This is a genomic window from Stenotrophomonas sp. 93052_Sma (genome assembly GCF_056481145.1).
On record NZ_CM151134.1, the window covers coordinates 3,384,717 to 3,407,849 of the forward strand.

Annotated in this window: 29 protein-coding genes, 4 tRNA genes and 3 pseudogenes; 18 read left to right on the plus strand and 18 right to left on the minus strand. The window is 65.9% G+C overall.

The genetic code is table 11. The features are described 5' to 3' along the window. Positions 1–14: 14 nt before the first annotated feature. The gene (locus ACZK2V_RS15930) at positions 15–2,345 is read right to left on the minus strand and encodes a TonB-dependent receptor (RefSeq protein WP_486322580.1); all 2,331 of its coding nucleotides are present in this window, start codon (positions 2,343–2,345) and stop codon (positions 15–17) included. Positions 2,346–2,582: 237 nt separating this feature from the next. On the opposite strand from ACZK2V_RS15930, the gene ACZK2V_RS15935 reads away from it, so the two are divergent. Next, positions 2,583–2,658 (plus strand) — tRNA-Ala (locus ACZK2V_RS15935). 62 nt (positions 2,659–2,720) lie between these two features. Here the strand turns inward: ACZK2V_RS15935 and ACZK2V_RS15940 are convergent. Then, positions 2,721–2,891, minus strand: a complete 171-nt coding sequence (locus ACZK2V_RS15940) for a hypothetical protein (protein WP_165929940.1) — start codon at positions 2,889–2,891, stop codon at positions 2,721–2,723. A 160-nt stretch (positions 2,892–3,051) separates the two neighbouring features. Here ACZK2V_RS15940 and ACZK2V_RS15945 point away from each other — a divergent pair, with 160 nt between their 5' ends. Continuing rightward, positions 3,052–3,537, plus strand: a complete 486-nt coding sequence (locus ACZK2V_RS15945) for a hypothetical protein (protein WP_049423886.1) — start codon at positions 3,052–3,054, stop codon at positions 3,535–3,537. A gap of 6 nt (positions 3,538–3,543) precedes the next feature. Here the strand turns inward: ACZK2V_RS15945 and ACZK2V_RS15950 are convergent, their stop codons facing one another. Further along, the gene (locus tag ACZK2V_RS15950) at positions 3,544–4,305 is read right to left on the minus strand and encodes an SDR family oxidoreductase (protein ID WP_486322581.1); all 762 of its coding nucleotides are present in this window, start codon (positions 4,303–4,305) and stop codon (positions 3,544–3,546) included. A 132-nt stretch (positions 4,306–4,437) separates the two neighbouring features. Between ACZK2V_RS15950 and ACZK2V_RS15955 the strand changes: the two are divergent. Next, positions 4,438–5,279: pseudogene (locus tag ACZK2V_RS15955) on the plus strand (bifunctional transcriptional activator/DNA repair enzyme AdaA). Between the two features lie 109 nt (positions 5,280–5,388). On the opposite strand, the pseudogene ACZK2V_RS15960 reads toward ACZK2V_RS15955, so the two are convergent. Beyond that, positions 5,389–6,412 (minus strand): annotated as a pseudogene (locus ACZK2V_RS15960) (NADP-dependent oxidoreductase). A gap of 334 nt (positions 6,413–6,746) precedes the next feature. Between ACZK2V_RS15960 and ACZK2V_RS15965 the strand changes: the two are divergent. The 7 genes from ACZK2V_RS15965 to dxs all read left to right on the plus strand — a co-directional run bounded on the left by ACZK2V_RS15965 (position 6,747) and on the right by dxs (position 13,344). Beyond that, a tRNA-Phe gene (locus ACZK2V_RS15965) sits at positions 6,747–6,822 on the plus strand. 74 nt (positions 6,823–6,896) lie between these two features. Further along, positions 6,897–6,972: transfer RNA gene (locus ACZK2V_RS15970), tRNA-Phe, on the plus strand. A gap of 141 nt (positions 6,973–7,113) precedes the next feature. After that, the gene (locus ACZK2V_RS15975; protein WP_164081267.1) at positions 7,114–7,665 is read left to right on the plus strand and encodes a lipocalin family protein; all 552 of its coding nucleotides are present in this window, start codon (positions 7,114–7,116) and stop codon (positions 7,663–7,665) included. A 160-nt stretch (positions 7,666–7,825) separates the two neighbouring features. After that, a complete protein-coding gene (locus ACZK2V_RS15980) occupies positions 7,826–8,302 on the plus strand; it encodes an LEA/WHy family protein (protein WP_049401709.1) in 477 nt (158 codons plus the stop codon). 65 nt (positions 8,303–8,367) lie between these two features. Beyond that, positions 8,368–10,158: an acyl-CoA dehydrogenase C-terminal domain-containing protein gene (locus ACZK2V_RS15985; RefSeq protein WP_201116893.1), complete on the plus strand. Its 1,791-nt coding sequence runs from the start codon at positions 8,368–8,370 to the stop codon at positions 10,156–10,158. A gap of 507 nt (positions 10,159–10,665) precedes the next feature. Continuing rightward, the gene (locus ACZK2V_RS15990; RefSeq protein ID WP_019336875.1) at positions 10,666–11,331 is read left to right on the plus strand and encodes an HNH endonuclease; all 666 of its coding nucleotides are present in this window, start codon (positions 10,666–10,668) and stop codon (positions 11,329–11,331) included. Positions 11,332–11,436: 105 nt separating this feature from the next. Next, entirely contained in the window at positions 11,437–13,344 is a 1,908-nt protein-coding gene (gene dxs, locus ACZK2V_RS15995; RefSeq protein WP_032130306.1) for a 1-deoxy-D-xylulose-5-phosphate synthase, read from the plus strand. 150 nt (positions 13,345–13,494) lie between these two features. On the opposite strand, the gene ACZK2V_RS16000 is transcribed toward dxs, so the two are convergent. The 3 genes from ACZK2V_RS16000 to ACZK2V_RS16010 form a co-directional block, all read right to left on the minus strand. After that, complete coding sequence (locus tag ACZK2V_RS16000; RefSeq protein ID WP_005417823.1) at positions 13,495–13,698, minus strand: hypothetical protein; 204 nt, start codon at positions 13,696–13,698, stop codon at positions 13,495–13,497. 167 nt (positions 13,699–13,865) lie between these two features. Next, the gene (locus ACZK2V_RS16005; RefSeq protein WP_486322582.1) at positions 13,866–14,429 is read right to left on the minus strand and encodes a DUF3011 domain-containing protein; all 564 of its coding nucleotides are present in this window, start codon (positions 14,427–14,429) and stop codon (positions 13,866–13,868) included. Positions 14,430–14,561: 132 nt separating this feature from the next. Further along, complete coding sequence (locus ACZK2V_RS16010; RefSeq protein ID WP_049423877.1) at positions 14,562–14,768, minus strand: hypothetical protein; 207 nt, start codon at positions 14,766–14,768, stop codon at positions 14,562–14,564. 404 nt (positions 14,769–15,172) lie between these two features. On the opposite strand from ACZK2V_RS16010, the gene ACZK2V_RS16015 reads away from it, so the two are divergent. From ACZK2V_RS16015 to ACZK2V_RS16035, 5 genes are all read left to right on the plus strand, one after another. Beyond that, the gene (locus ACZK2V_RS16015; protein WP_071229150.1) at positions 15,173–15,457 is read left to right on the plus strand and encodes a hypothetical protein; all 285 of its coding nucleotides are present in this window, start codon (positions 15,173–15,175) and stop codon (positions 15,455–15,457) included. Positions 15,458–15,469: 12 nt separating this feature from the next. Then, the gene (locus ACZK2V_RS16020) at positions 15,470–15,661 is read left to right on the plus strand and encodes a DUF1653 domain-containing protein (protein WP_486322583.1); all 192 of its coding nucleotides are present in this window, start codon (positions 15,470–15,472) and stop codon (positions 15,659–15,661) included. After that, entirely contained in the window at positions 15,649–15,882 is a 234-nt protein-coding gene (locus ACZK2V_RS16025) for a DUF1653 domain-containing protein (protein WP_049423874.1), read from the plus strand. Before ACZK2V_RS16020 ends, ACZK2V_RS16025 begins: the two co-directional genes overlap by 13 nt. An 86-nt stretch (positions 15,883–15,968) precedes the next feature. Further along, complete coding sequence (locus ACZK2V_RS16030; protein ID WP_049401207.1) at positions 15,969–16,541, plus strand: TetR/AcrR family transcriptional regulator; 573 nt, start codon at positions 15,969–15,971, stop codon at positions 16,539–16,541. Positions 16,542–16,554: 13 nt separating this feature from the next. Next, positions 16,555–16,887, plus strand: coding sequence for an SMR family transporter (locus ACZK2V_RS16035; RefSeq protein WP_005410423.1), 333 nt, complete (start codon positions 16,555–16,557; stop codon positions 16,885–16,887). A 22-nt stretch (positions 16,888–16,909) separates the two neighbouring features. On the opposite strand, the gene ACZK2V_RS16040 is transcribed toward ACZK2V_RS16035, so the two are convergent. From ACZK2V_RS16040 to ACZK2V_RS16060, 5 genes are all read right to left on the minus strand, one after another. Continuing rightward, complete coding sequence (locus ACZK2V_RS16040; protein WP_006380555.1) at positions 16,910–17,083, minus strand: DUF1328 domain-containing protein; 174 nt, start codon at positions 17,081–17,083, stop codon at positions 16,910–16,912. Positions 17,084–17,177: 94 nt separating this feature from the next. Continuing rightward, positions 17,178–17,819 (minus strand): LysE family translocator, encoded by a 642-nt coding sequence (locus tag ACZK2V_RS16045; protein ID WP_032128667.1) that lies wholly within the window; start codon positions 17,817–17,819, stop codon positions 17,178–17,180. A gap of 98 nt (positions 17,820–17,917) precedes the next feature. Continuing rightward, positions 17,918–18,526 (minus strand): ATP-dependent Clp protease proteolytic subunit, encoded by a 609-nt coding sequence (locus ACZK2V_RS16050; RefSeq protein ID WP_032128666.1) that lies wholly within the window; start codon positions 18,524–18,526, stop codon positions 17,918–17,920. Then, positions 18,505–18,912 (minus strand): SRPBCC family protein, encoded by a 408-nt coding sequence (locus tag ACZK2V_RS16055; RefSeq protein ID WP_486322584.1) that lies wholly within the window; start codon positions 18,910–18,912, stop codon positions 18,505–18,507. Before ACZK2V_RS16055 ends, ACZK2V_RS16050 begins: the two co-directional genes overlap by 22 nt. Continuing rightward, positions 18,912–19,223, minus strand: coding sequence for an ArsR/SmtB family transcription factor (locus tag ACZK2V_RS16060; RefSeq protein ID WP_042358872.1), 312 nt, complete (start codon positions 19,221–19,223; stop codon positions 18,912–18,914). The genes ACZK2V_RS16055 and ACZK2V_RS16060 overlap by 1 nt, the downstream gene beginning before the upstream one ends. 86 nt (positions 19,224–19,309) lie before the next feature. Here ACZK2V_RS16060 and ACZK2V_RS16065 point away from each other — a divergent pair, with 86 nt between their 5' ends. Next, the gene (locus ACZK2V_RS16065; RefSeq protein ID WP_049423866.1) at positions 19,310–20,002 is read left to right on the plus strand and encodes an aspartate/glutamate racemase family protein; all 693 of its coding nucleotides are present in this window, start codon (positions 19,310–19,312) and stop codon (positions 20,000–20,002) included. 24 nt (positions 20,003–20,026) lie between these two features. Here ACZK2V_RS16065 and ACZK2V_RS16070 read toward each other — a convergent pair whose 3' ends face one another. Continuing rightward, complete coding sequence (locus tag ACZK2V_RS16070) at positions 20,027–20,422, minus strand: hypothetical protein (protein WP_012511691.1); 396 nt, start codon at positions 20,420–20,422, stop codon at positions 20,027–20,029. Between the two features lie 240 nt (positions 20,423–20,662). On the opposite strand from ACZK2V_RS16070, the gene ACZK2V_RS16075 reads away from it, so the two are divergent. Beyond that, positions 20,663–21,172, plus strand: a complete 510-nt coding sequence (locus ACZK2V_RS16075) for a DUF3011 domain-containing protein (protein WP_032128662.1) — start codon at positions 20,663–20,665, stop codon at positions 21,170–21,172. An 85-nt stretch (positions 21,173–21,257) separates the two neighbouring features. Continuing rightward, positions 21,258–21,694 (plus strand): annotated as a pseudogene (locus tag ACZK2V_RS16080) (N-acetyltransferase family protein). Here ACZK2V_RS16080 and ACZK2V_RS16085 read toward each other — a convergent pair. From ACZK2V_RS16085 to ACZK2V_RS16105, 5 genes are all read right to left on the minus strand, one after another. Continuing rightward, a complete protein-coding gene (locus ACZK2V_RS16085; protein ID WP_486322585.1) occupies positions 21,673–22,014 on the minus strand; it encodes a low molecular weight protein tyrosine phosphatase family protein in 342 nt (113 codons plus the stop codon). The pseudogene ACZK2V_RS16080 and the gene ACZK2V_RS16085 overlap by 22 nt on opposite strands. Further along, positions 22,011–22,211: a hypothetical protein gene (locus ACZK2V_RS16090; RefSeq protein ID WP_014037933.1), complete on the minus strand. Its 201-nt coding sequence runs from the start codon at positions 22,209–22,211 to the stop codon at positions 22,011–22,013. The genes ACZK2V_RS16085 and ACZK2V_RS16090 overlap by 4 nt, the downstream gene beginning before the upstream one ends. 117 nt (positions 22,212–22,328) lie before the next feature. Then, positions 22,329–22,405, minus strand: a tRNA-Pro gene (locus tag ACZK2V_RS16095). A 68-nt stretch (positions 22,406–22,473) separates the two neighbouring features. Next, positions 22,474–22,830 (minus strand): MerR family transcriptional regulator, encoded by a 357-nt coding sequence (locus ACZK2V_RS16100; RefSeq protein ID WP_005410431.1) that lies wholly within the window; start codon positions 22,828–22,830, stop codon positions 22,474–22,476. Next, positions 22,811–23,110, minus strand: a complete 300-nt coding sequence (locus ACZK2V_RS16105) for an integration host factor subunit alpha (protein WP_005410432.1) — start codon at positions 23,108–23,110, stop codon at positions 22,811–22,813. The genes ACZK2V_RS16100 and ACZK2V_RS16105 overlap by 20 nt, the downstream gene beginning before the upstream one ends. Positions 23,111–23,133: the final 23 nt, after the last annotated feature.

The window sequence follows — 23,133 nt, forward strand, 5'->3', positions numbered from 1 at the left end:
ACGACGGGGTGGGCTTACCAGTTCATGTTCAGCGAGACACCGACGGTACGCGGCTCGTTGTAGACCGCGGCCATGTAGTTCTCGATCACACCCTTGAGGTTCTTCTCGTTGGTGATGTTGCGCGCGAACAGCGCCACTTCGTAGGCACCGTAGTTGCCCGAGTAGCCGATCTTCAGGCCACCCTCGAAGTCACCCTTGGAGTTGAACTCCTTGCTGTCGTACAGCACGAAGCTGGTGTAACCCTGCTTGTTCCAGTCGGTGGAGACGAACATGGTGCCGGCGTCGCTCACCGGGAAGTCGTAGCGGGCCGCCAGGTTGACGTTGTACTTCGGCGCGTTCGGCAGCGGGTTGCCGTCGATCTGCGCGAAGGTGTTGGCACCGACCTTGATGGTCGGGTCGCCGACGGTGCAGACCACCTGGCCATTGAGGCCGCAGACCTGCGCGTACACGCGCTTGTCCTTGATCTCGCTGTGCAGCAGGCTCAGGCCGGCGCTCAGGGTCAGGTTCGGGATCGGACGCAGCTCCATGTCCGCTTCGAAACCGTAGGCCTTGGCCTTGTCGGCGTTGAACAGCACGCCGTTGCCGTCCGAATCGTTGCCGTTGAGCTGGATGTCGTTGACGGTGTAGGTGAACGCGGTGGCGTTCAGGCGCAGGCGGTTGTCCCACAGGCTGCTCTTCACGCCCGCTTCCCAGGACAGGATGGTCTCGGAATCAGCGGTGGTGAAGTCGGCATTGAACACCGCCGAACGGCCCTGGATGGTCGGGCCGCGGAAGCCGCGTGCGACCTTGGCGTAGACGCTCACGTCCGGCGTGATCTGATACATCGCGCTCAGATCCCAGCTCGGGGTGGTGTCGGACATCTTGACGTCGGTGCGGCCCTTGTAGGTGACCACGCCAGCGGCAGTGTCAGCCGTCTTCAGCAGGCGGGTGTGCTTCTCGTCCTTGGTCTGGCGCAGGCCGGCAGTGACGGTGAACTTGTCGGTGAAGGCGTAGCTGATCTGGCCGAACCCGGCCCACGAGGTGTTCTTGTTACGCAGGCGCACCCAGTTGTTCGGGTTGCGGGCGGCGCCCTGCAGGAACCACGCGCGCTGGTAGAAGTCGGTGGTGTCGCTGCCGTTGAAGTAGAACGCACCGGCCTGCCACTGCAGGGCGCTGTCGTCATGGCTGGCCAGGCGGAATTCCTGGGTCCACTGGTCCAGATCACGGATGCGGCCCATCGACTGGCCGTAGCCGTTCGGCACGCCGTTCACCGGGAAGTTCACCGCGGCGCCGCCGTCGGTGTCGCCACGGCTGTAGCCGGAGGTGGTTTCGTAGGCGGTGATCGAAGTGAAGTCGATCGCGCCGAAGTCATAACGCGCCTTCACCGAACCGCCATAGGTCTTGTACGCCTGCGGGTTGTTGCCGGCTTCGTCGTAGGCGACCTTGTCGCGCGGCACGTCGGTCTTGTTCGAGCCCTTGGTCAGCGCACCGCGCAGGAACAGGGTTGAGGTGCCTTCGTAATCACGGGCGTGGGCCGAGGCCAGGATCGAGAACTGGTCGCTCGGGGTCAGCAGCAGCTGCGCGCGCACGTTGCGGTCATCGAAGCCGCCCATGGCGTTCTTCTTCGGGCTGACCGTGCCGTCGGCGCTCGGGCCCTTGTAGGTGTTGTCGACGTAGTCGTCGCGGTGCTGGTACAGGGCCGACACGCGGAACGAGGCGATGTCGTTGATCGGGCCGCCGAAGCCGCCGTCGATCGACACGCTGTTGTAGGTCGCATAGCTGGCGCTGACGCGGCCGGTGTAGTCCTGGGTCGGCTTCAGGGTATCGAACTTGATGATGCCGGCGGTGGTGTTGCGGCCGAACAGCGAGCCCTGCGGGCCGCGCAGCACTTCCACCTGGTCCACGTCATAGACCGGGTTGGACTTCAGCACCACGTGTTCCAGCACTACGTCGTCCTGGATGATCGACACCGGCTGCGAGGCACCGAGGTAGAAGTCGATGTTGCCCAGGCCACGGATGTAGAAGCGCGGGAAGATGCGGCCAGTGGTGGTTTCCGCATACAGGCTCGGCACGCGGCCGGACAGCGCCAGCAGGGTGTCGTCGCCGCCGGCGGTGAAGTCGCGCATGCGCTCGCCCTGCACCACGCCCACCGAGACCGGCACTTCCTGCAGGTTCTGCTCACGGTGTTCGGCGGTCACGGTGATCGTGTCCAGGCCGGTCGGGGTCGGCGCGCTGTCCTGTGCGGCGGCGCCGAAGCTGCCGACCAGGGCCAGGCCGGCACAGGCCAGGGCCAGCGGATGGCGGCGGAAGGAAACAAAAGAAGACGACATACCCGACAGGCGGCGGGAATCGGAATGGGAGGGCATGAAATGCTCTGAGGAGGCGTCCGTGCGGCCTGCGCGAGCCGGGCGGCAAAAAGGAGGATAACTGCGCAAGCCGCCATTATCCCCCAAATTGTTACGATTTCGTTGCGCAGCACCCAAACCCGGCGAAACAAGCGGTTTCGGCACAGTCACCCGCTGATGTGCCTCGCGTCTCGACATGGAATTCCTTTGATCGGCTTGGCAAGCGGCAGGCGCTTGGCTAGACTGAAGCCCTGCCGTGGGGCCATAGCTCAGCTGGGAGAGCGCGTCGTTCGCAATGACGAGGTCAGGAGTTCGATCCTCCTTGGCTCCACCACTATTCAGAAGAACCCGTAGATCTCCGTGATCTGCGGGTTTTTTCTTTTCAGCCCCCCCGGCTCAGGCCGGCTCCTCGCCGCCGTCCTTGCGCTGCGGGCTGCGCGAGTGCGTATCGCGCACCTGTTGATCGCGCTGCCCCGGCCGCTGCTTGGCCACGTCGTCCTGCTTCCTGTCCTGGCGGCTTTCCTGGATGCCCTGCTTCGGGTCCTGATCCTTGCCTCGCTCGTTCATTGAAATCTCCCTCGCCGGCGGAACGCCAACGTTGCCCATCACGCTAGAGGTTGCCGGGTAAGCCACAGGTCAGTCCTGTGCCAACGTCATGTGCAGGCACTGGCTTGCCGCTGCGGCCCCCTGCAGCCAGAATCCGAGGCACCACGCCCACCGGTATGCCATGCCCTCTTCTGCCCAGCACGCAGCACACGCCGTGCCGATGCGCCTCGATGCGACCGACGGCAGCATCCAGCTCGGCAATCTGCCGGCCTTGATCTGCCCCACGCTCTCACTGGATGAAGCGCGCATCGCCTTTACCGCCTTGGTAAGTGGGGAGCGTGATGTCGGCACCGGCTATCACTGGTTGAGCCTGCACCGGCTCAGCCTGGGCGGTGCGCCCGCTGGCATCAGCCTGTGCTTCCTCGGACAACAGCTCGACATGGTGACGATGGGGGTCGATCTACCCGGTGCAGCACTGGAAGACGGCTGGCCGACCCAGGCCGCAATCGATGCAGAAGTCGCCTTCATGCGCCGCACGCTGGGTGCGGCGCTGGGTCGCAAGCTGAGCGGCGGCCAAGCCCGGTTCAACTGGGGCGAAGCCTGGGCCCGTTTCGATCCGAAAGGCTTCATGGCCAGCAGCGGCATTCGCTACTCACCACGCACGTGACCGCGCTCAGGTACGGGTGATCGACACCCCACCCTCCACGCGCATCGCGGTACCCGTAACGAAACTGCTCTCATCGCTGGCCAGGAACAGCGCCGCATTGGCGATTTCCTCCGGCTCGGCGAGGCGCTTGAGTGCGTGCAACGAGCGCACGAAGTCGCGGGCATCGCCGGTCGGTGCGGCCTGCCGGCCCATCTCCGTATCGGTGCCACCGGGCAGCAGTACGTTGCTGCGCACGCCGCGCGCACCGTATTCGGCAGCGATCACCTGGCTAAGGCCGATCAGCCCGGCCTTGCTTGACGCATAGGCCGCCATGCCCGGGAATCCCACGGTGTGGCCGACGAAGGTACCGACGAACACCAGCGAGCCGCCGCCGCGCGCCAGCAGTGCCGGCAGCTGCGCGCGTGCCGCAAGGAAGGCGGCGTCGAGATTGGTGGCCATCACCTCGCGCCAGACATCCACCGGAAACTCCGCCGCCGGCACGCCCGGGCCGAGCATGCCGGCATTGTTGAGCGCGATGTCCAGGCCGCCGAATGACTGCTGGGCCAGATCGACCAGCGCCTGCGCCGTGCCCGGGTTGGCCGCGTCGGCGGCATGCACCACGGCTTCGCCACCGGCAGCGCGAATCTGCTCGGCCAGCGCTTGCAGCGGCTCCGGCCGCCGTGCGTTGAGCACCAGCTTTGCTCCTTCGGCGGCGAAGCGCAGCGCGCTGGCGCGGCCGATACCGGCGCTGGCACCGGTGATGAGAGCGATCTTGTTGTTCAGGCGCATGGTCGTGGTACCGGTTGTGAAGTGGCCGCCACGATGCCGTGCGTTCGGCCCGCCAACACTCCGTTTCCGGGCCTCACAGGTGAGTGCAGGAAACGGAGTTTCCGCAGCACCGGCACGTGCCAGAATCCGGCCATGGACAGTACCGCCACCACCGCCCTCGATGACCGCATCGAACGGGTCTGCCGCCACCTGCAGACCAGCCTCGACGAACCCTCGCTGCAGGAACTGGCCGATATCGCTGGCTGCAGCCCGACGCGCCTGCATCGCCTGTTCAAGCAGGCCACCGGGCTGACCCCCAAGCAGTACGCCGCCGCGCTGCGCGCCGACCGCCTGCGCACCGGGCTGGAACAACAGGAACGCATCACCGACGCCTTCCACGACGCTGGCTTCGGTTCCAGTGGACGCTTCTACGAGAACGCACCGAAGTTGCTGGGCATGACGCCCAAGCAATGGCGCGAGGGGGGCGCGGCGAAGTCATCCACTTCGCGCTTGCCGAAAGCTCACTGGGCAGCGTGCTGGTGGCCAGCAGCGGGACCGGCGTGGTTGCGATCCTGCTCGGCGACGATCCGGAGACCCTGCTGCAGTCGCTGCAGCAACGCTTCCGACAGGCCGAACTGGTGGGCGCCGACCAGGGCTACGAGCAACTGGTGGCACAGGTCGTAGGCCTGGTCGAGGATCCTTCGCGAGGCGCCACGTTGCCACTGGACATCCGCGGCACCGCGTTCCAGCAACGGGTGTGGCAGGCGCTGCAGCAGATTCCGCGTGGGCAGACTGCCTCGTATGCGGATATCGCCGCGCGTATCGGCGCGCCGCGCTCAAGCCGTGCCGTCGCACGCGCATGCGCAAGCAATCCGTTGGCGGTGGCCGTGCCCTGCCACCGCGTGGTGCGCCGCGATGGCGACCTGTCCGGCTATGCCTGGGGCGTAGCGCGCAAGCGCGAACTGCTGCGCCGGGAAAAGGCCTCGACTGCCTGACGTGGGTGCCGACCTTGGTCGGCACACCCAGCTTCCGGTAGCTGCCGACCTTGGTCGGCACACTCAGCTTCCCGTAGGTGCCGACCTTGGTAGGCACACCGCCAAGGCCTCAATCCAGCTTCACCACCAGCTTGCCGAAGTTGCGCCCCTGCAACAGCCCGAAGAACGCCTCCGGCGCATTCTCCAGCCCTTCCACCACATCCTCGCGGTACTGGATGCGGCCGTCGCGCAGCCATTGCGGCATCTCGCGTTCGAACTCCGGCCACAGGTGGTTGAAGTCGTGCACGATGAAACCACGCACGGTCAGGCGCTGGCGCAGGATCTGGCTGAACAGTGCGGGCAACCGGTCCGGGCCGGGCTGCTCGACGCCCCGCTCGTTATAGGTGGCGATGGTGCCGCACACCGGAATGCGGGCGAAATCGTTGAGCAGCGGCAGCACTGCATCCAGCACGTGCCCGCCTACGTTCTCGAAATACACGTCGATACCCCTGGGCACCGCCGCACGCAGCTGCGCGGCGAAATCAGCGGCGCGATGATCCAGCGCCACGTCCACGCCCAGCGTCTGCAGATAGGCACGCTTGGCTTCGCCGCCGGCGATGGCGACCACGCGCGCCCTGCAGCTTGGCCAGCTGGGCCACGGTCGCGCCCACCGGCCCGGTCGCGGCAGCCACCACCAGCGTCTCACCCGGCTTCAAACGGGCGATTTCATGCAGGCTGGAATAGGCGGTGAAGCCGGGCATGCCATACACGCCCAGCGCGGTACTCAGCGGCAGTCCGGCCGGGTCCAGGCGGCGCCCCAGTGCCTTGGCCGGCAGCACCGCGTGGGTCTGCCAGCCACCCGGCGCCAGCACCAGCTCACCTGCGGCTACGCCCTCGGCGTTGGACTGCAGCACCTCGGCCACGGTCTGCCCTTCCATCACCGCGCCCACCGCCACCGGCGCGGCATACGAGGGGCCCTCGTCCATGCGCCCACGCATGTACGGGTCCAGCGACAGGTAGCGGTTGCGCAGCAGCACTTCGCCATCGGCCAATGACGGCAACGCAACCTGTTCCAGGCGGAAGTTGGCTGCACTTGGCGCCCCCTGCGGACGCGACGCAAGCACGATGCGGGAGGTGGTCGAGGGATCGGACATGGCCAGGTCTCTGCTGTTGCCAGCATCAGGAAAGGAGTGCCGACACTACGCCGCAGCCATCCCCGATGGCGGCCACGAAAACAGCGTTCCATCGCCCGGACCGGCGCAGGTCCGGCGCAGCCCTTGCCCTTGCAGCTTTGGCGATCGCGGCGATCTGCTGATTTCCACCGCAGACGATGATCGACTGGCCACACCCCGCCCCAGAACGGAGGATCAAGCACTTGCGAGCGCGCAGACGGCAATGTGAAGAAATCTTGGCAAAACGCTTGCCGAAGGCAGCCGACCTCCGTAATATACGCGTCCTTGGCAGCGACCTCGCTGCAACGAAACATGTGGCCGAGTAGCTCAGTTGGTAGAGCAGGGGATTGAAAATCCCCGTGTCGGCGGTTCGATTCCGTCTTCGGCCACCACTTTCGAAGGCCTGCAGAAATGCGGGTCTTTTTTTTTCCGGAAACCGGGTTTGATCACGGTTGCCACACAATTTGGCCGAGTAGCTCAGTTGGTAGAGCAGGGGATTGAAAATCCCCGTGTCGGCGGTTCGATTCCGTCTTCGGCCACCATCTTCAGAGACCTGCAGAAATGCAGGTCTTTTTTTTGTTCGCGCTCCGCGCAAGCGGCGGCCACACCACCCGGTTGACGAAACATTTACACCGGCATGTGCGGTGGCACCTACGCTCCAGACTCCTGCCTGGAGCCTGCCGATGCCTCTGCGCCCCACCCTGCTTGCCTGCCTGCTGCTGGCCGCCTCCCCGGTGATCGCCGCCGAACCGGTGCGCGCAGTCGACACGCTGGACATCGACCGCTACGCAGGCCAGTGGCACGAGATCGCGCATCTTCCGGTGTCGTTCCAGAAGCAGTGCGTTGGCGAAATCACCGCCAACTACGGGCTGCGCCGCGATGGCCGCATCAGTGTCACCAATGCCTGCCGCAACGGCGACGGAGAACGCGTGGTTGCTGAAGGCGTTGCACGCCCGGTTGCCGGCCATCCCGGCCAGTTGCAGGTGCGCTTCGTGCCGGACTGGCTGAGCTGGGTGCCACTGGTCTGGGCGGACTACTGGGTCCTGGCACTGGACCCGGACTATCAGTGGGCGTTGGTCGGTGAGCCGGACCGTAAGTACCTGTGGATCCTCTCGCGCCTGCCGGAAATGGATCGCGCCCGGTTCGAACAGTTGAAAGAGAAAGCCGAGACGATGGGCTACGACCTCGGCCCACTGCGCCTGATGGCTCCGATTCGCGACACGCCCACCGACTGAACCGCGCCGCATCCGGCGCACCACGCGCGCCATCCGGCGCCGCGCACGCCCGGCCGCCATCTTCACGCGCTACCCTCTGCGACGGGTCGCCACAGGCGATCCAAACGACCATACGCCGTAGTATGCTTATCCAACGCACCCCTCCAGAGGACCTGCGCCCATGCTCCACCGCTTCCGTATCGCCTTGATCGTCCTGTGCACCCTCGCCCTTGTTGCCTGCAACAACGGCATCGTCAAGCGTGTTTCGGAACCGGCAGCCAGCCTGCAGCAGCTGACCGTGCGCGCCGACGGCAACTGGACCGTGGCCCTGCGCCTGCAGAACTACAGCTCCATGCCCATGACCTTCGATGACGTCGCGCTGGCGCTGACCGTCGGCGACAGCGACGCCGGCACCCTGCAGGCCAAGCCGGGCATTTCCATCGGCGGCACCTCGGCCGACGTCATCCAGGTCGATCTGGTGCCCAGCTCGGCCGCACGCCTGGTGGTGGCCGATGCGCTGGCCAGCAACCGCACCCTGGCCTATGGCCTGAAGGGAACGGTGGCAGCAACGCCGCAGGAAAAGAAGCAGCGCAGCTTCGACATCAGCAGCCGCAGCACCCTCAACCAGGCCCCGGGCCTGCCGGGCGTGCTGCGCTGACTCCCGCTTTCCGCCGCGGCGCCCGGCGCCGCTCCCCCTGTCCCTGATCAAATCGAGACGTACCGATGAGCAGCTACACCGCCCCGCTTTCCGACCTCCGTTTCGCCCTGCACGATGTGCTCAAGGTCGAACCCCTGTTCGCCCGCCTGGGCTTCACCGACGCCACCGCCGACGTGGTCGATGCCGTGCTGGAAGAAGCCGGCCGCTTCAGCGCCACCGTGCTGGCCCCGCTCAACAGCGTCGGCGACGAGATCGGCTGCGTGCTCGACCAGGCCACCGGTGAAGTGACCACCCCGCCCGGCTTCAAGCAGGCCTACGACCAGTTCGTCGATGGCGGCTGGACCGGCCTGACCGCCTCGCCGGAGCTGGGCGGCCAGGGCCTGCCGCACACCCTGGGCGTGCCGCTCAACGAGATGATCAACGCCGCCAACCTGGCGTGGGGCAACTTCCCGCTGCTCTCGCACGGCGCCATCGAAGCGCTGAAGCAGCACGGCGAGGCCTGGCAGCACGAGGCCTTCCTGAAGCCGCTGATCGAGGGCCGTTGGACCGGCACCATGTGCCTGACCGAGCCGCACTGCGGCACCGACCTGGGCCTGCTCAAGACCAAGGCCGAGCCGAATGCCGATGGCAGCTACTCGATCACCGGCACCAAGATCTTCATCACCGCCGGCGAGCACGACCTGACCGGCAACATCGTGCACCTGGTGCTGGCCAAGCTGCCCGACGCCCCTCCGGGTGCCAAGGGCATCTCGCTGTTCGTCACCCCGAAGTTCAAGGTCGACCGCGAAGGCAACGTCGGCGAGCGCAACGCACTGCGCTGCGGCTCGATCGAGCACAAGATGGGCATCAAGGGGTCGGTCACCTGCGTGATGAACTTCGATGGTGCGCAGGGCTACCTGGTCGGCCAGCCGCACAAGGGCCTGCAGGCCATGTTCACCATGATGAACACCGCGCGCCTGGGCGTCGGCCTGCAGGGCATCGGCCTGTCCGAGCGCGCCTACCAGAACGCACTGAAGTACAGCCGTGAGCGCCTGCAGTCGCGCGCCCTGAGCGGCGCCAAGTTCCCGGACAAGCCGGCCGACCCGATCCTGGTCCATCCGGATGTGCGCCGCATGCTGCTGACGGTGAAGTCACTGGTCGAGGGCAGCCGCCTGCTGGCCCTGCACGCCGCCACCCTGATCGACGTCGCCCACCACGCCGAGGATGCCGCCGAGCGCGAGCGCGCCGACACCCTGGTGAGCTTCCTGACCCCGATCTCCAAGGCCTGCCAGACCGAATGGGGCATCGAGAACACCTACAACGCCCTGCAGTGCTTCGGTGGCCACGGCTACATCCGCGAACACGGCATGGAGCAGCTGGCCCGCGATGCGCGCATCACCACGCTGTATGAAGGCACCACCGGCATCCAGGCGCTGGACCTGATCGGCCGCAAGACCGCGTCCAGCCAGGGCGCCGGCCTGAAGCTGATGCTGGCCGAGATCGAAGCCTTCGCCAAGGCCAACGAGGGCAACGAAGCGCTGGCCGAGTTCATCGGCCCGCTGCGCGCCAAGGCCGCCGAATGGGGCAAGCTGACCATGGATGTGCTGCAGCGTTCGGCTTCCAATCCGGACGAACTCGGCGCGGCCAGCTACGACTACCTGTTCTATTCGGGCTACGTGGTGCTGGCTTACTGGTGGGCCCGCAGCGTGGCGGCCGCCGATGCCAGCGCGCACGGCGCCGCTTTCGCCCAGGGCAAGCGCGAGACCGCACGGTTCTACTTCGCCCGCGTGCTGCCGCGCACCCTCAGCCACGCCGCCGCGATCCAGGCCGGCGCCGCCCCGCTGATGGCGATGGACGACGAGCGCTTCGGCGCCTGAGCCGGGCTGCGCCCGGCACCCGCGGTAGTGCCGGCCGCTGGCCGGCCACCGCAACAGCAACATCAACGGCAAGAGCTGGCTTCCTGCAGGGTGGCGAGGTGGGTCCAATTGCGGGGGACGGCGCAAGTACGTCCCTGTAGCCTCGGTCGCGCCATCCATGGCGCTCACGCCCCCGCAACCGGACCCACCCCGCCCTCGACAGATTTCTGCTGCTGGTAGGTGTCGACCTTGGTCGACACCGTAGATCCACGCCATGCGTGGATGGAAACCACCGAAATCCATCTGGAGAAAAGCCCCCTTTTGTTAAAGGGGGCGCGCCGACAGGCGCGGGGATTAGGAAGAATGCGCGGGCAACCCAGCGCGCCAACGGCGGGCTGGGTTGCTAAAGGGGGCGCACCGACAGGTGCGGGGGATAGGAGGAATGCGTGGACCTGAATGTTGACGATTTGTGTATCGCCGACAGGCGATACACAAATCGTCAACATTCAGGTATAAGCTGTTCTCCCGATGGAGACAGACACTACACGCTTGGGTCTGATCGAAGCCGGAGCTCCGTTTTCTGCTCCGGGCGCCGAAGCATCGCCCAACGCCACGACGCTGCATCGCCCCGGTTCGGTCCGGCTGCTCTCGCTTGATGCCCACGGACGCGTACTGGACTGGATCACCTGGCAGGATGCGGCGTGCCTCTACGCCCGCGAAGCCGTCGCCTGGACACTCGGCGATCCCTGCCTGCACATCCACGGCGGCACCAACCGCTTCAGCGGCCTGCAGAGCGGCATGGACCTGCACCCGATCATCGCCGCCCGCGGCCACGCCCGCTCCCGCGCGATCGACCCCACGCCAAACCTGACCAACCCGGCCCTGTTCGCCCGCGACGCGCACCTGTGCATGTACTGCGGCCAGCAGTTCAACCGCCCCACGCTCACCCGCGACCACGTCATGCCGCTGTCCAAGGGTGGCCTGGACTGCTGGGAAAACGTGGTCACCGCCTGCTTCCACTGCAACTCGCGCAAGAGCGACCGCACCCCGCAGCAGGCCGGAATGCCGTTGCTGGCGGTGCCTTACCGGCCCAGCTGGATCGAGCATCTGATCCTGTCCAACCGCAACATCCTGGCCGACCAGATGGCCTTCCTGAAGGCGCAATTGCCCAAGCGGTCAAAACTGAGCACCTGAATCGCTGAAAATGCAACCCTCACCGTCCTGTCACGGGCGGCGGCGTTTGCTTGCCCCACCCCCGTTTGAGGGCGAAAATGGGCGTTCAGAACAAGTGCGAACATGATGATCGACTCTGCCCGCTATCCCCGCCTCGCGCGCATCCAGACACCGGATGACCTGCGCACGTTCGACGAATCCGAATTGAGGGCGGTCGCCGACGAACTGCGCGCCTACCTCATCGAGTCGGTGGGCAAGAGCGGCGGCCACTTCGCCGCCGGCCTGGGCGTGATCGAACTCACCGTGGCCCTGCACTACCTGTACCAGACCCCGCAGGACCAGCTGGTCTGGGACGTCGGTCACCAGACCTACCCGCACAAGATCCTGACCGGTCGCCGCGACGAGATCCACACCGTCAAGCAGAAGGACGGCGTCGCGCCGTTCCCGAAGCGCGAAGAGAGCGAGTACGACACCTTCGGCGTCGGCCACTCCTCGACCTCGATCTCGGCCGCACTCGGCATGGCCATCGCCCGCCAGTCCGAAGGCGACAACCGCCAGGTCGTTGCAGTGATCGGTGATGGCGCAATGACCGCCGGCATGGCGTTCGAAGCACTGATGCACGCCGGCGGCATGGAGCCCGAGCCGAACCTGCTGGTGATCCTCAACGACAACAACATGTCGATCTCCGAGGCGGTCGGCGGTCTGACCAAGATGCTCGGCCGCGCCACCGGCAGTCGCACGCTCAATGCGCTGCGCGAAGGCGGCAAGAAGATCCTCGGCGACAAGAAAAACAACCCGGCGCGCTTCGTGAAGCGCTGGGAAGAACACTGGAAGGGCATGTTCGTGCCGTCCACGATGTTCGAGGAAATGGGCTTCCACTACACCGGCCCGATCGACGGCCACGACATGCCTGCCTTGCTGTCCACGCTGAAGACGTTACGCGCCTCCAAGGGCCCGAAGCTGCTGCACGTGATGACCACCAAGGGCAAGGGCTATGAGCCGGCCGAAGGCGACCAGATCGGTTACCACGCCGTCGGCCCGTTCGATCCGGACAAGGGACTGGTGGCCAAGGCCGGTGCCAAGAAGCCGACCTACACCGATGTGTTCAGCGACTGGCTGTGCGATGCCGCCGCTGCCGAGCCACGCCTGTACGGCATCACCCCGGCGATGCGCGAAGGCTCCGGCCTGGTGCGTTTCAGCAAGGAATACCCGCAGCGCTATTTCGACGTGGCAATTGCCGAGCAGCACGCGGTCACCCTCGCCGCCGGCATGGCCACCCAGGGCGGCAAGCCGGTGGTGGCGATCTATTCCACCTTCCTGCAGCGCGCGTACGACCAGCTGGTGCATGACGTGGCCATCCAGGACCTGGACGTGCTGTTCGCGATCGACCGCGCCGGCGTGGTCGGCCCGGACGGCGCGACCCATGCCGGCAACCTCGACCTGAGTTTCCTGCGCTGCGTGCCGAACATGGTGGTGATGGCACCGTCCAACGAAGCCGAGTGCCGGCAGATGCTCAGCACTGGCCTGCAGCACCCGGGCCCGGCCGCCGTGCGCTATCCGCGCGGCACCGGCACCGGCGTTGCCGCCGGTACCGACCTGTCCACCCTGCCGATCGGCAAGGGCGAGCTGCGCCTGCAGGGCAGCCGCGTCGCGCTGCTCGCCTTCGGCAGCACCGTGGCCGCCGCTGAGCAGGTCGGCCGCGAACTGGGGCTGAGCGTGGTCAACATGCGCTTCATCAAGCCGCTGGACCGCGAACTGGTGCTGGCCGTGGCCGCCCAGCACGAGGGCCTGGTCACGATCGAAGACAACGTGGTGGCCGGCGGCGCCGGCTCCGGCGTCGGCGAACTGCTCAACGCCGAAGGCGTACTGCGCCCGATCCTGCACCTGGGCCTGCCCGACAGTTACCAGCACCACGCAAGCCGTGAGGACCTGCTGGCCGAAGCCGGTATCGATGCGGCGGGCATCCGCGCGGCGGTACTCAAGCGCTGGCCGCAGCTGGCTGCCGGGACCCCGCCGCTCAGCGCGGCGGGCTGAGGCCGGTCACCACCAGTAGATCCACGCATGGCGTGGATCTACTGCGGAACAGGGGTCGATCCACGCCATGCGTGGAGACAGATGCAAAGTAGATCCACCGTGCGTGGATGGCGGGCTCCGGAACGATGATCTGGCCGGAAACCCCAACCCTCAGCCGTAGCTGACCGCTTCCACGAACGCACCGCTGGCCTCCACCCGCACCGCAGCGCGCTGCCCGGTGTCGACGAAGTGGAGGCGTGCAAGGGTTTCAGCGAAATCGTAGGCCCGGGCACCATCGCGGAACTCGATCGGTTCCGGCCGGTCCGGGTGCAGCACGCGCCATTGGCGTTGCTCGCATTGCAGGCGGATCAACATGCAGCTCACTCCTTGAGGCAGCGTATCGACGGTGGCGGGACGGGCGTGCCGGTTACGGCAGACTTCATCGCGACGGATCAGGGGCACGCAGGGGTGCCCTGATCACAGAAGATACGACGTTCAAAATGTGAGCTGTATCAGATTATTCTGATTTTCGATGGGCGAGCTCAATTCACCTGGAACTGCGCCCGGCAGCCGTCGCTGACCCAGATGCCACGACGGTTCCAGCCCCAGGTCTGGCCCTCGATGCAGGCGCTGCGTGAATCCTGACGCACCAGGCGCACACCACGACGGATGCGGGCATCACAGTACTCCTGGCGGTGGCCGTTGGAATGGCAGGTGATCACCTCACCCCCGCCCCAGCCATTGCCACCGTTGCCCCAGCCGTTGCCATGGCGACCACCCCAGCCACCGCCACGGCGGTACTCGCCAACGAACTCGGCACGGCAGCCCTGGGTGACCCACACACCGTAGCGCGATTGCCCCCAGGTCTCGCCTTCCACGCACGGCGAACCGGACAACTGGCGGATCATCCGGGCACGGCCTTCCAGGCGGCATTCATTGCTGCGGTTCTTGATCGATTCGCAGCGGACGATGCCGCCGCCATCACGACCGCCATAGCGATCGTCGTCATAACCGTAGCCATAGCTCTGCGCCTGCGCGCCGCCTGCGGCCGCCAGCATCGGCAGCAGCGTGCAGGCCAGGGTGCGCCAGGTGAGTGCCTTGCCCATCGGAATCTCCGGATGAATACGATGGCGCAAGCATCCGGGATTCGTGGCGCGGCGCACAGGGGGGCGCACCACGGCGGTTTTTTCCCCATTCAAACAACTCAACCGTGGCTGACTGCGCCTCGGCCGGTGGCGTCACTCCCCGATATGGAGCGCATCCACGGTGCTGCCGAGCGCCTCGACCCGGACCGTGCTGCGCTGGCCGGTGCGACGATGGTGCTCGAGGGCCAGCGCAGCGGCCGCGTCGAAGGCATCGGCACCGCGGGCGTAACGGGTGGCGTCACCCGCCTTCGGATGCAACACGGACCAGTGCCGGGCAGTGCATTGGACGGTAAAGACCATGAGAAGCTCCTGCGGAAGGAAAGAGGCGGTGACAGGCGGCAGGGCCACGTGCCAGTACACCCTCAGGCTATCGATCGCGTCGGAGATGGCCCATCAGATTTGTACGAAAATGCCTCAGGATTCGGTCGGGCGCTTCCCAACCCTCACATCCCTGAGGCTGTTTAGTGAAGGCGTTCCGTGACCCTTGTCACGGAGTTGACGGAGCTTCACACTACCGTCACCAACAGGGGCCCCTTCCACATGCGCACCTTCTTCTCGCAGCAGCGCTGGACGCTGCTGAAGTTCTATTTCGTGGCCAGCTATCTGGTGCTGATTGAAGAGCTGATCCGCGCCGCCATTCACTGAGCGCTTGCTGGAGGGCTATTTGCGTCAGACACTGTCGCTTTAGGCACGGAGCCCGCCCGATGAAAGCGCTTCTTCTGATTCCAGCCCTGCTGGTGCTGACCGCGTGCGCCAACCAGCACGACGCCGCCGCACATGCAGATGCGGCGCCCACCTCGTCTGCGATACCGAAGGTGGGCGGCGATCGCGATGCCCACGGATGCATTGGTTCGGCCGGCTACCAGTGGTGCGAGCACAGCCAGCGTTGCGAACGCCCGTGGGAACTGGCACAGGCACAGGGCCTGGCCAATACCGCCGAGGCCATCGATGCCTACTGCGCGAAGCCGGCCAGCCCGGCACGCAAGTGAGGCGCGCACCCCATGGCTGAGCTGAGCCCGCTACCCACCCTGGCCCCGGGTCGCTACCGCCACTTCAAGGGCGGCGAGTACGAAGTGCTCGATATCGTCCGCAGCAGCGAGACGCTGGAGCCACTGGTGCTGTATCGCGCGCTCTATGGCGAAGGCGGCCTGTGGGTGCGCCCGAGTGAGGCGCGCACCCCATGGCTGAGCTGAGCCCGCTACCCACCCTGGCCCCGGGTCGCTACCGCCACTTCAAGGGCGGCGAGTACGAAGTGCTCGATATCGTCCGCAGCAGCGAGACGCTGGAGCCACTGGTGCTGTATCGCGCGCTCTATGGCGAAGGCGGCCTGTGGGTGCGCCCGTATGCCATGTTCGTCGAACAGGTACCGGGCGAACACGGACCGCAGCCGCGTTTCGCCCGCATCGACGCATGACGGTTCCGCTGCCGGCCCTGGCCGGCAGCGCGGTAACACCACGGGCCTGCGTTACAATCGTACCGTCCAGTCGGTTTCTTCCCGCCATGTCCGCATCCCCCTCCCGCTCGCGCCGCAAGGCGCCCGACAGCGTGCGCCAGTCACTGCTGCAGGCCACCATTGAAGTGATCGGCCGTAATGGCCTGGCCGCGCTGACCGTGCAGGACGTCGCACAGGCCGCCGGTGTCAGCAAGGGTGCGCTGTTCCATCATTTCAGCAGCAAGCAGGCGCTGGTGGATGAAGCCATCGGAGCGCTCATCGGCGAATTCGAAGCGCGGGTGCGTGCCCTGCTGCAGGAAAACCCCGAAGGGCATGGCCGTTTCAGCCGCGCCTATGTGCAGGCCAATTTCGAGCATCTGCTGCAGCAGGAACAGGACAACGACATCGGCCTGACCCTGGGCAACCTGATGGAACCAGCCCTGCTCGCGCATTGGCGTACCTGGAAGCGTGCGATGCTGGCCGAGTTCGCCGGCGAAGCCAACGATCCCCGACTGTATGCGGCGCGCTGCGCTGCCGATGGCTACTGGGCCACGGCCTATGGGCGACCGCTGGACGAGGAAGAACGCGCCAACGCATTGGCGATGGCCGAACAGGCCCTGAAACTATGCGACCCGCAGTAAGCAGGAGCGCTCAATGAATCCCTACCTCTACCTTGCCGCTGCCATCGTGCTGGAAGTAATTGCCACGTCGCTGCTGAAGGCATCCGACGGCATGAGCCGGCTGGCGCCGACACTGGGCGCGCTGGTCGGCTATGGACTGTGCTTCTACCTGCTGTCGATGACCATGAAGTCGATCCCGACCGGCATCGCCTACGCGATCTGGTCCGGCGTCGGCATCGTGCTGATCTCGCTGATCGGGCTGGTGGTGTTCAAGCAGCGCCTGGATGCACCGGCGTTGATCGGCATCGGCCTGATCTGTGCTGGCGTACTGGTGATCAATCTGTTCTCGCGCAGCAGCGCACACTGAGTACGCTGCTGCGCGATCAACGCTAGCTGACCTTCTTCGCTACGGTCATGCCGAGCAGGAACAGCACCACGGCGATGATGATGCCGGCCCAGAACAGGAACTTGGCGATGCCGACCGCGGCGCCGGCAATGCCGCCGAAGCCGAGCACGCCCGCAATGACGCCGATGATGGCGAAGATGATGGCCCACTTGATCATGTCAAACCTTTCCCCGTGGGGACTGCGTACTGGATGATCAGGCTAGGCCGTAGCCGATGCGGCAGTCGTGAACAGGCCGCGTGCGCGGCGTGAATCAGCGCGGGCGGAAACGCAGCAGGGCCACTGCAAAGGCCAGGAACACGCTGCCCACCAGCCGCTCGAACCAGCGCCGCGCGAAGGGTTTGGCCAACCATCGGCGCAGGCCATGGCCACCGGCGGCATACATCACGTACCAGAACAGTTCGCAGCCGGCGAAGGTGGCGACCAGCACGCTGTACTGCAGCGCCTGGCCACGCGACGGGTCGACGAACTGCGGCAGGAACGCCGCAGCGAACAGCAGCAGCTTGGGATTGCTCAGGCCCACCAGAAGGCCACCACGGAACACCTTCCACGCGCCCAGCGACGCCGCAACCGGCAGCGCGGCATCGACCGTCACCGGTGGTGCCGGCCGGCAACTGTCACGCCATGCCTTCAGGCCCAGCCAGGCCAGATAGGCCACGCCCAGATAGCGCAGCACCTCAAACAGCATCGGCGAGGAATGCAGCAGCGCACTCAGGCCTGCTGCGGAGGCCGCCAGCACCAGCAGCATCGCCAGCAGGCAGCCAGCCATCGCCGGCACGCTACCGCGAAAGCCGAGCCCGACGCTGCGACCGAGGATATGCAGCATGTTCGGCCCCGGCGTACCACACAGAACGAACACCGTGGCGAGGAACCACCACCAGGTATGCAGGGCCATATCGGACATCCACTTCAGAAGATCCCACCAGCATAGAGTGCGCCGGCCTGGCGCGGCACACACAGCGCAGCATGGATGCGGTGGTTACAGAGGCAGGCTCAGGCCGCGAGCGCGTCGCGCCGTACCAGTACCTGATCGATCAAGCCCCATTCGCATGCCTGCTCGGCACTCATGAAACGATCGCGGTCCAGGGTCTGCTCGACCTCCTCGACACTGCGTCCGCAATGCTGCGCATACAGCCGGGTGATGCGCTGCTTGGTGCGCTGCATTTCCTCGGCATGGATGAAGATGTCCGACGCCTGGCCCTGCACCCCGCCCAGCGGCTGATGCACATGCAGGCTGGCATTGGCCAACGCCGCACGGTGACCGGGCTCGCCGGCCATCAGCAGGAACGAACCCATCGACCGCGCGGTGCCCATGCACAGCGTATGCACCGGGGCCGAGATGTATTGCATGGTGTCGTACATCGCCAGGCCGCTGGAGATCACTCCACCCGGCGAGTTGATGTACAGATGGATCGGCTTCTCCGGGTTTTCCGATTCCAGGAACAGCAGCTGCGCGCAGACCAGCGCCGACACAGTGTCATCGACTTCGCCGTTGAGAAAGATGATGCGCTCGCGCAGGAGCCGCGAGTAGATGTCATGGGAGCGCTCACCGCGCTCGCTGCGTTCCACCACCATTGGTATCAGCTGCATTCTGTCCCGCATGTGCCTGCTCCCTGTAGCGTTCGATCCAGGCGCCGGCTCAGGCCGCGCGCATCATGGTGCGATGATCGTCGTTGGCGGCCAACGGCAGCAGCGCGCAGGTCGGTGAGGCGATGCACGATGGTCAGCACCGTCCCCCCGCCGTCATCCGCGCGCAGCCGGAAACACACCAGGCTGTGCAGATGCGGGGGCTGCGCATCGCGCAGGTGGAACCCCAGTTCCCGCCCCTCCTCGCACAGGCAGGGCTGCGGATCGGCAAGATCGGCCGCAGGCAACCAGCGCTCACGCAGCGCCGGATCGAACAGTGCGCGCCAGACCCGTTCCGGTGGCGCTGGCAGCCACTGCTCCATCACCAACGCGGGAGCCGCTTCGTTCAGAACATCGTCCATCAGTCCATCTCCTTCAGCAGATCCTGCAAGGCATCCATCCGCGCGGGCCAGTAGGCCCGGTAGCGCTGCAGCCAGTTGCCGATGTGCGCCAGCCCGCGCGGATCGACCTCGTAGTGGACGAAACGGCCTTGGCGCTGTTCGCTCACCAGCCCGGCATCGCGCAGCACCGCCAGGTGCTGGGACATCGCAGACTGGCTGATCGCCATGCCCTCGCGCAGCGCGCTGGCATGCTGCCCGCCCTCGGCCAGCTTTTCGAAGATGTGGCGGCGGGTGGGGTCGGCCAGCGCTTTGAAGAGGGCGTTCTCGATCATGACCAACACATTAGCAACCACTAATGTGTAGTGCAACTCCCGCATCGGCTGTGCTGCAATGACGGCTCCCCGGCATGGAGCTGTGCATGAAGACCCTTGGCCTGATCGGCGGCATGAGCTGGGAAAGCTCGGCGCAGTATTACCGGCTCATCAACGAGGACGTGCGGCAGCGCCTCGGTGGCGCACATTCGGCGCAGCTGCTGCTGTGGTCGGTGGATTTCGCCGGCATCAAGCAGCTGCAGCATGACGGCGACTGGAATGCGCTGGGCGACCATATGGCCGACGCTGCACGGCGCCTGCAGGCCGGTGGCGCCGATCTCCTGTTGATCTGCACCAACACCATGCACAAGCTGGCCGACCGCATCGAGGCGGTCTGCCCACTGCCGCTGCTGCATATCGCCGACCCCACCGCCCAGGCCATCGTGCAGGCAGGCGCACGCAAGGTGGGCCTGCTCGGTACCGCCTTCACCATGGAACAGGACTTCTACCGCGGCCGGCTGCAGGATCGCTTCGGATTGGAGGTGCTGGTTCCCGAAGCCGATGATCGTCGCAGCGTGCACGACATCATCTACCAGGAACTGATCGCCGGTGTGGTCAGCGAGCACTCACGACAGGTCTACGCCGGCGTGATCGCGAGACTGGTGGCGCGCGGTGCCGAAGCCATCATCCTGGGCTGTACCGAGATCATGCTGCTGGTACGACCGGAAGACAGCGCAGTGCCGCTGTTCGATACCACTGCACTGCACGCACGGGCTGCGGTGGACGCGGCGCTGGCGTGAATCGATGCGCGCCGGAGCGCGGAATCAGTCCGCGCCCTGCACTTCCAGCGCGGTGATGAGCCACTCGACCACCGCCTGTGAATCGCACAGGAAAAAGATGGCATCGCCGGAGCGCGCCTCGGTAAGCAGGCGATAGACCGTGATCGCCACCGCTGACTGGTTGGCGATGAACACTTCCGGGCTGCGCGGCCCCTCACTGTGGCCGGCAACCGCGTGCAGCGCCTTGCGTGCAGCCACGGTGGCAGCCGGGTCCGCGCTGCGGGTCAGTTCCGGCCCGCGCAGGCCCCAGGCAATGAACACATGCTTGCCCTTGAACGTGGTGTCCAGGACCCGCACCTCGGCGCCACCTGCGTCGGCCGAGCGATGAATGACGGTACTGCTGATCAACGCAACCCCCTGTGGTCGTCGTGGTCCGCGCATCCTCCTCCACGCGCCGGCCGCATGCCAGTGACAACAGCCACAGGCTGTGCGGACCGGCGTGGGAGACATGTAAGAGGGTGTAAACCGATGCGATCGGATGTGCAGCGATGATACGGGATGTAAGCCTCTGCATGGGCCCGCGCGTACTACTAAACCGCCACTGAGCCATCTTCGGAACGAAGCGTTCCGGCAGCCCCGGACTGGGCCATTCTTGCCGCCCCATCCCCACCGAGCCTGCACATGTCCCATCGCCTGCTGCTGACGATCACCGGCACCTCCCTTGCCCTGCTGCTGGCCGCCACCACCGTGGCCGCACAGGACTACGACACCGATCACATTCCGGCGCTGCGCTGCGAATCGCAGTTCAACAAGACCGCGCAATGCCCGATCGAGGGCCCGATGCGCCTGGCCAGGCAACTGTCGGTCACCCGCTGCGTGGAGAACCAGAACTGGGGCCAGAGCCGCCGCACGTTGTGGGTGACCGACGGCTGCCGCGCCGAGTTCGTCGCCGACGGCTATGGGCGCGGACGCTGGCCGGGCCGCGGCAGGGACCGTGACGATGATGGCGAGCGCCTGGTCTGCGAGTCCTACGAAAAGAAGGACAAGGAATGCCGTATCCGTGTGCGCCACGAGGTGCGCCTGATCAAGCAGAAGTCGGTGACGGCCTGCATCGAGGACCAGAACTGGGGCTGGGACCGCCGCGGCGTGTGGGTCAGCGACGGCTGCCGGGCCGAGTTCCGCGTGTACTGACTGCCGAGCACGCGCTGGCTGCGGCGGGTGCGGCTGCGCCTGCGGCAGAGCCGATAGACTGAGCCCTCCTGTCAGGAGCCCGACCATGCCCGCTGCGACTGCGCTGCGCCTCCGCGACGCGACGCCCGCCGATGCCTCCGCGCTGATCGCACTCGACAGCGTGGCGGCAAGCGACCCTCGACGGGCGGAACAGATTGGCGAGTGGTTGGCGCGGGGCAACGTGCATGTTGCCGAGCAGGAGCGCGAGATCGTTGGCTACATGACCCTCCATGAGCACTTCTTCGGCGAAGGCTTCGTCGAAATGCTGATGGTCGGCGCGAGCGGCGCAACCAGGGCGTCGGCGCCGCACTGCTGCGGCACGCGATCGCACAGCGTGGACAGCGCAAGCTGTTCACCTCGACCAATGCCTCCAACATCGCCATGCAGCGCCTGCTCGTTGCATCGGGCTTCATCGACAGCGGCATCGTGCATGGACTGGATGACGGCGACCCGGAGCTGATCTACCGCTTTGCCGGCAGCTGATCGAGATACGCGGTCACCTTGGTGTCCAGCAGATCCATCAGCACGGGATCCATGCAGCGATAGTCGTCCGGGATATCCAGGCAATGCGGGCGCTTGTGTTCCAGCAGGCGCGCGTATGCGGCCTGCAGTCGATGCTGATGCTTGGCCTCCATCACGAAGATGACATCGGCCCAGCGGATGTCCGCCGGGCCGATGGGGCGTCGTGCATGCGGGCTGGTGCCGGCCGACAGCGCAGTGAAGCCGGGCCGCCCTCGCCACATGGCTTCGGCGGTCGGGCTGCGCAGCTGGTTGCGGCTGCAGACGAACAGCAGGTTGATCATTCCTGTTCCTGCAGTTGGCGGGCGCTGAGCACCGGATAGGTGAAGCCCAGCTGGCGTGCGCGCGCAAGCTTGGCATCGCGCGTGTACAGCAGCTTCCAGTTCTTCTCGGGCTTGTAGCTGTAGGCGGTCGTGGCGCGGTCGCCACCACGGTTGCGCGCCTGGCTGCGACGCCAGGCACGGTTTCTTGCAGATTCCATGATGTGTTCTCGTGAGTACCGGGTTCAGCAGCCGCGGTAGTACGAGTGGCGCGCAGCATACACCGCGCGCACAAAAAAGCCCACGCATCGCTGCGCAGGCTTCTTGATTCATCACAGTGGTCGGGACGGCCGGATTCGAACCGACGACCCTCTGCCCCCCAGGCAGATGCGCTACCAGGCTGCGCTACGCCCCGACTGATGCTGCGATGTGCCCGCCAGTGCGGCGGGCCGTGAAGTATAGCGGATTACGATGGAAATGGGATCAGCGGCGCAACAACTGCAGCACTTCTTCCAGCTCCATGCGCACCTGCTTGATGATCTGGTTGCTCAGCGCCGATTCCTCTCGGGCATCGGGACCGTCCAGACGCAGGCGTGCACCACCGATGGTGTAGCCCTGTTCGTACAGCAGGCTGCGGATCTGCCGCACCATCAGCACGTCGTGGCGCTGGTAGTAGCGGCGGTTGCCTCGGCGCTTGGCCGGCTCAAGGCTGGGAAACTCGGTTTCCCAGTAGCGCAGGACGTGCGGCTTGACGTCGCACAGCTCGCTGACTTCACCGATGGTGAAGTAGCGCTTGGCCGGGATCGGCGGTAGTTCGCGGTTACTGCCCGGATCCAGCATAAGCTTCCACCCTCTCCTTGAGCTTCTGGCCCGGACGGAAGGTGACCACCGTACGGGCGGAAATCGGAATTTCCTCGCCGGTCTTGGGGTTGCGACCCGGGCGCTGGTTCTTGCGCCGCAGATCGAAATTACCGAAGCCCGACAGCTTCACCTGACGTCCCTGTTCCAATGCTTCACGCAGCACATCGAAAAACGCGTCGACGAATTCCTTGGCTTCCCGCTTGTTCAGACCGACTTCGTCGAACAGCTTTTCCGCCATCTCCGCCTTGGTCAATGCCATTGCCTGCTACCCCCGAGTGCTGC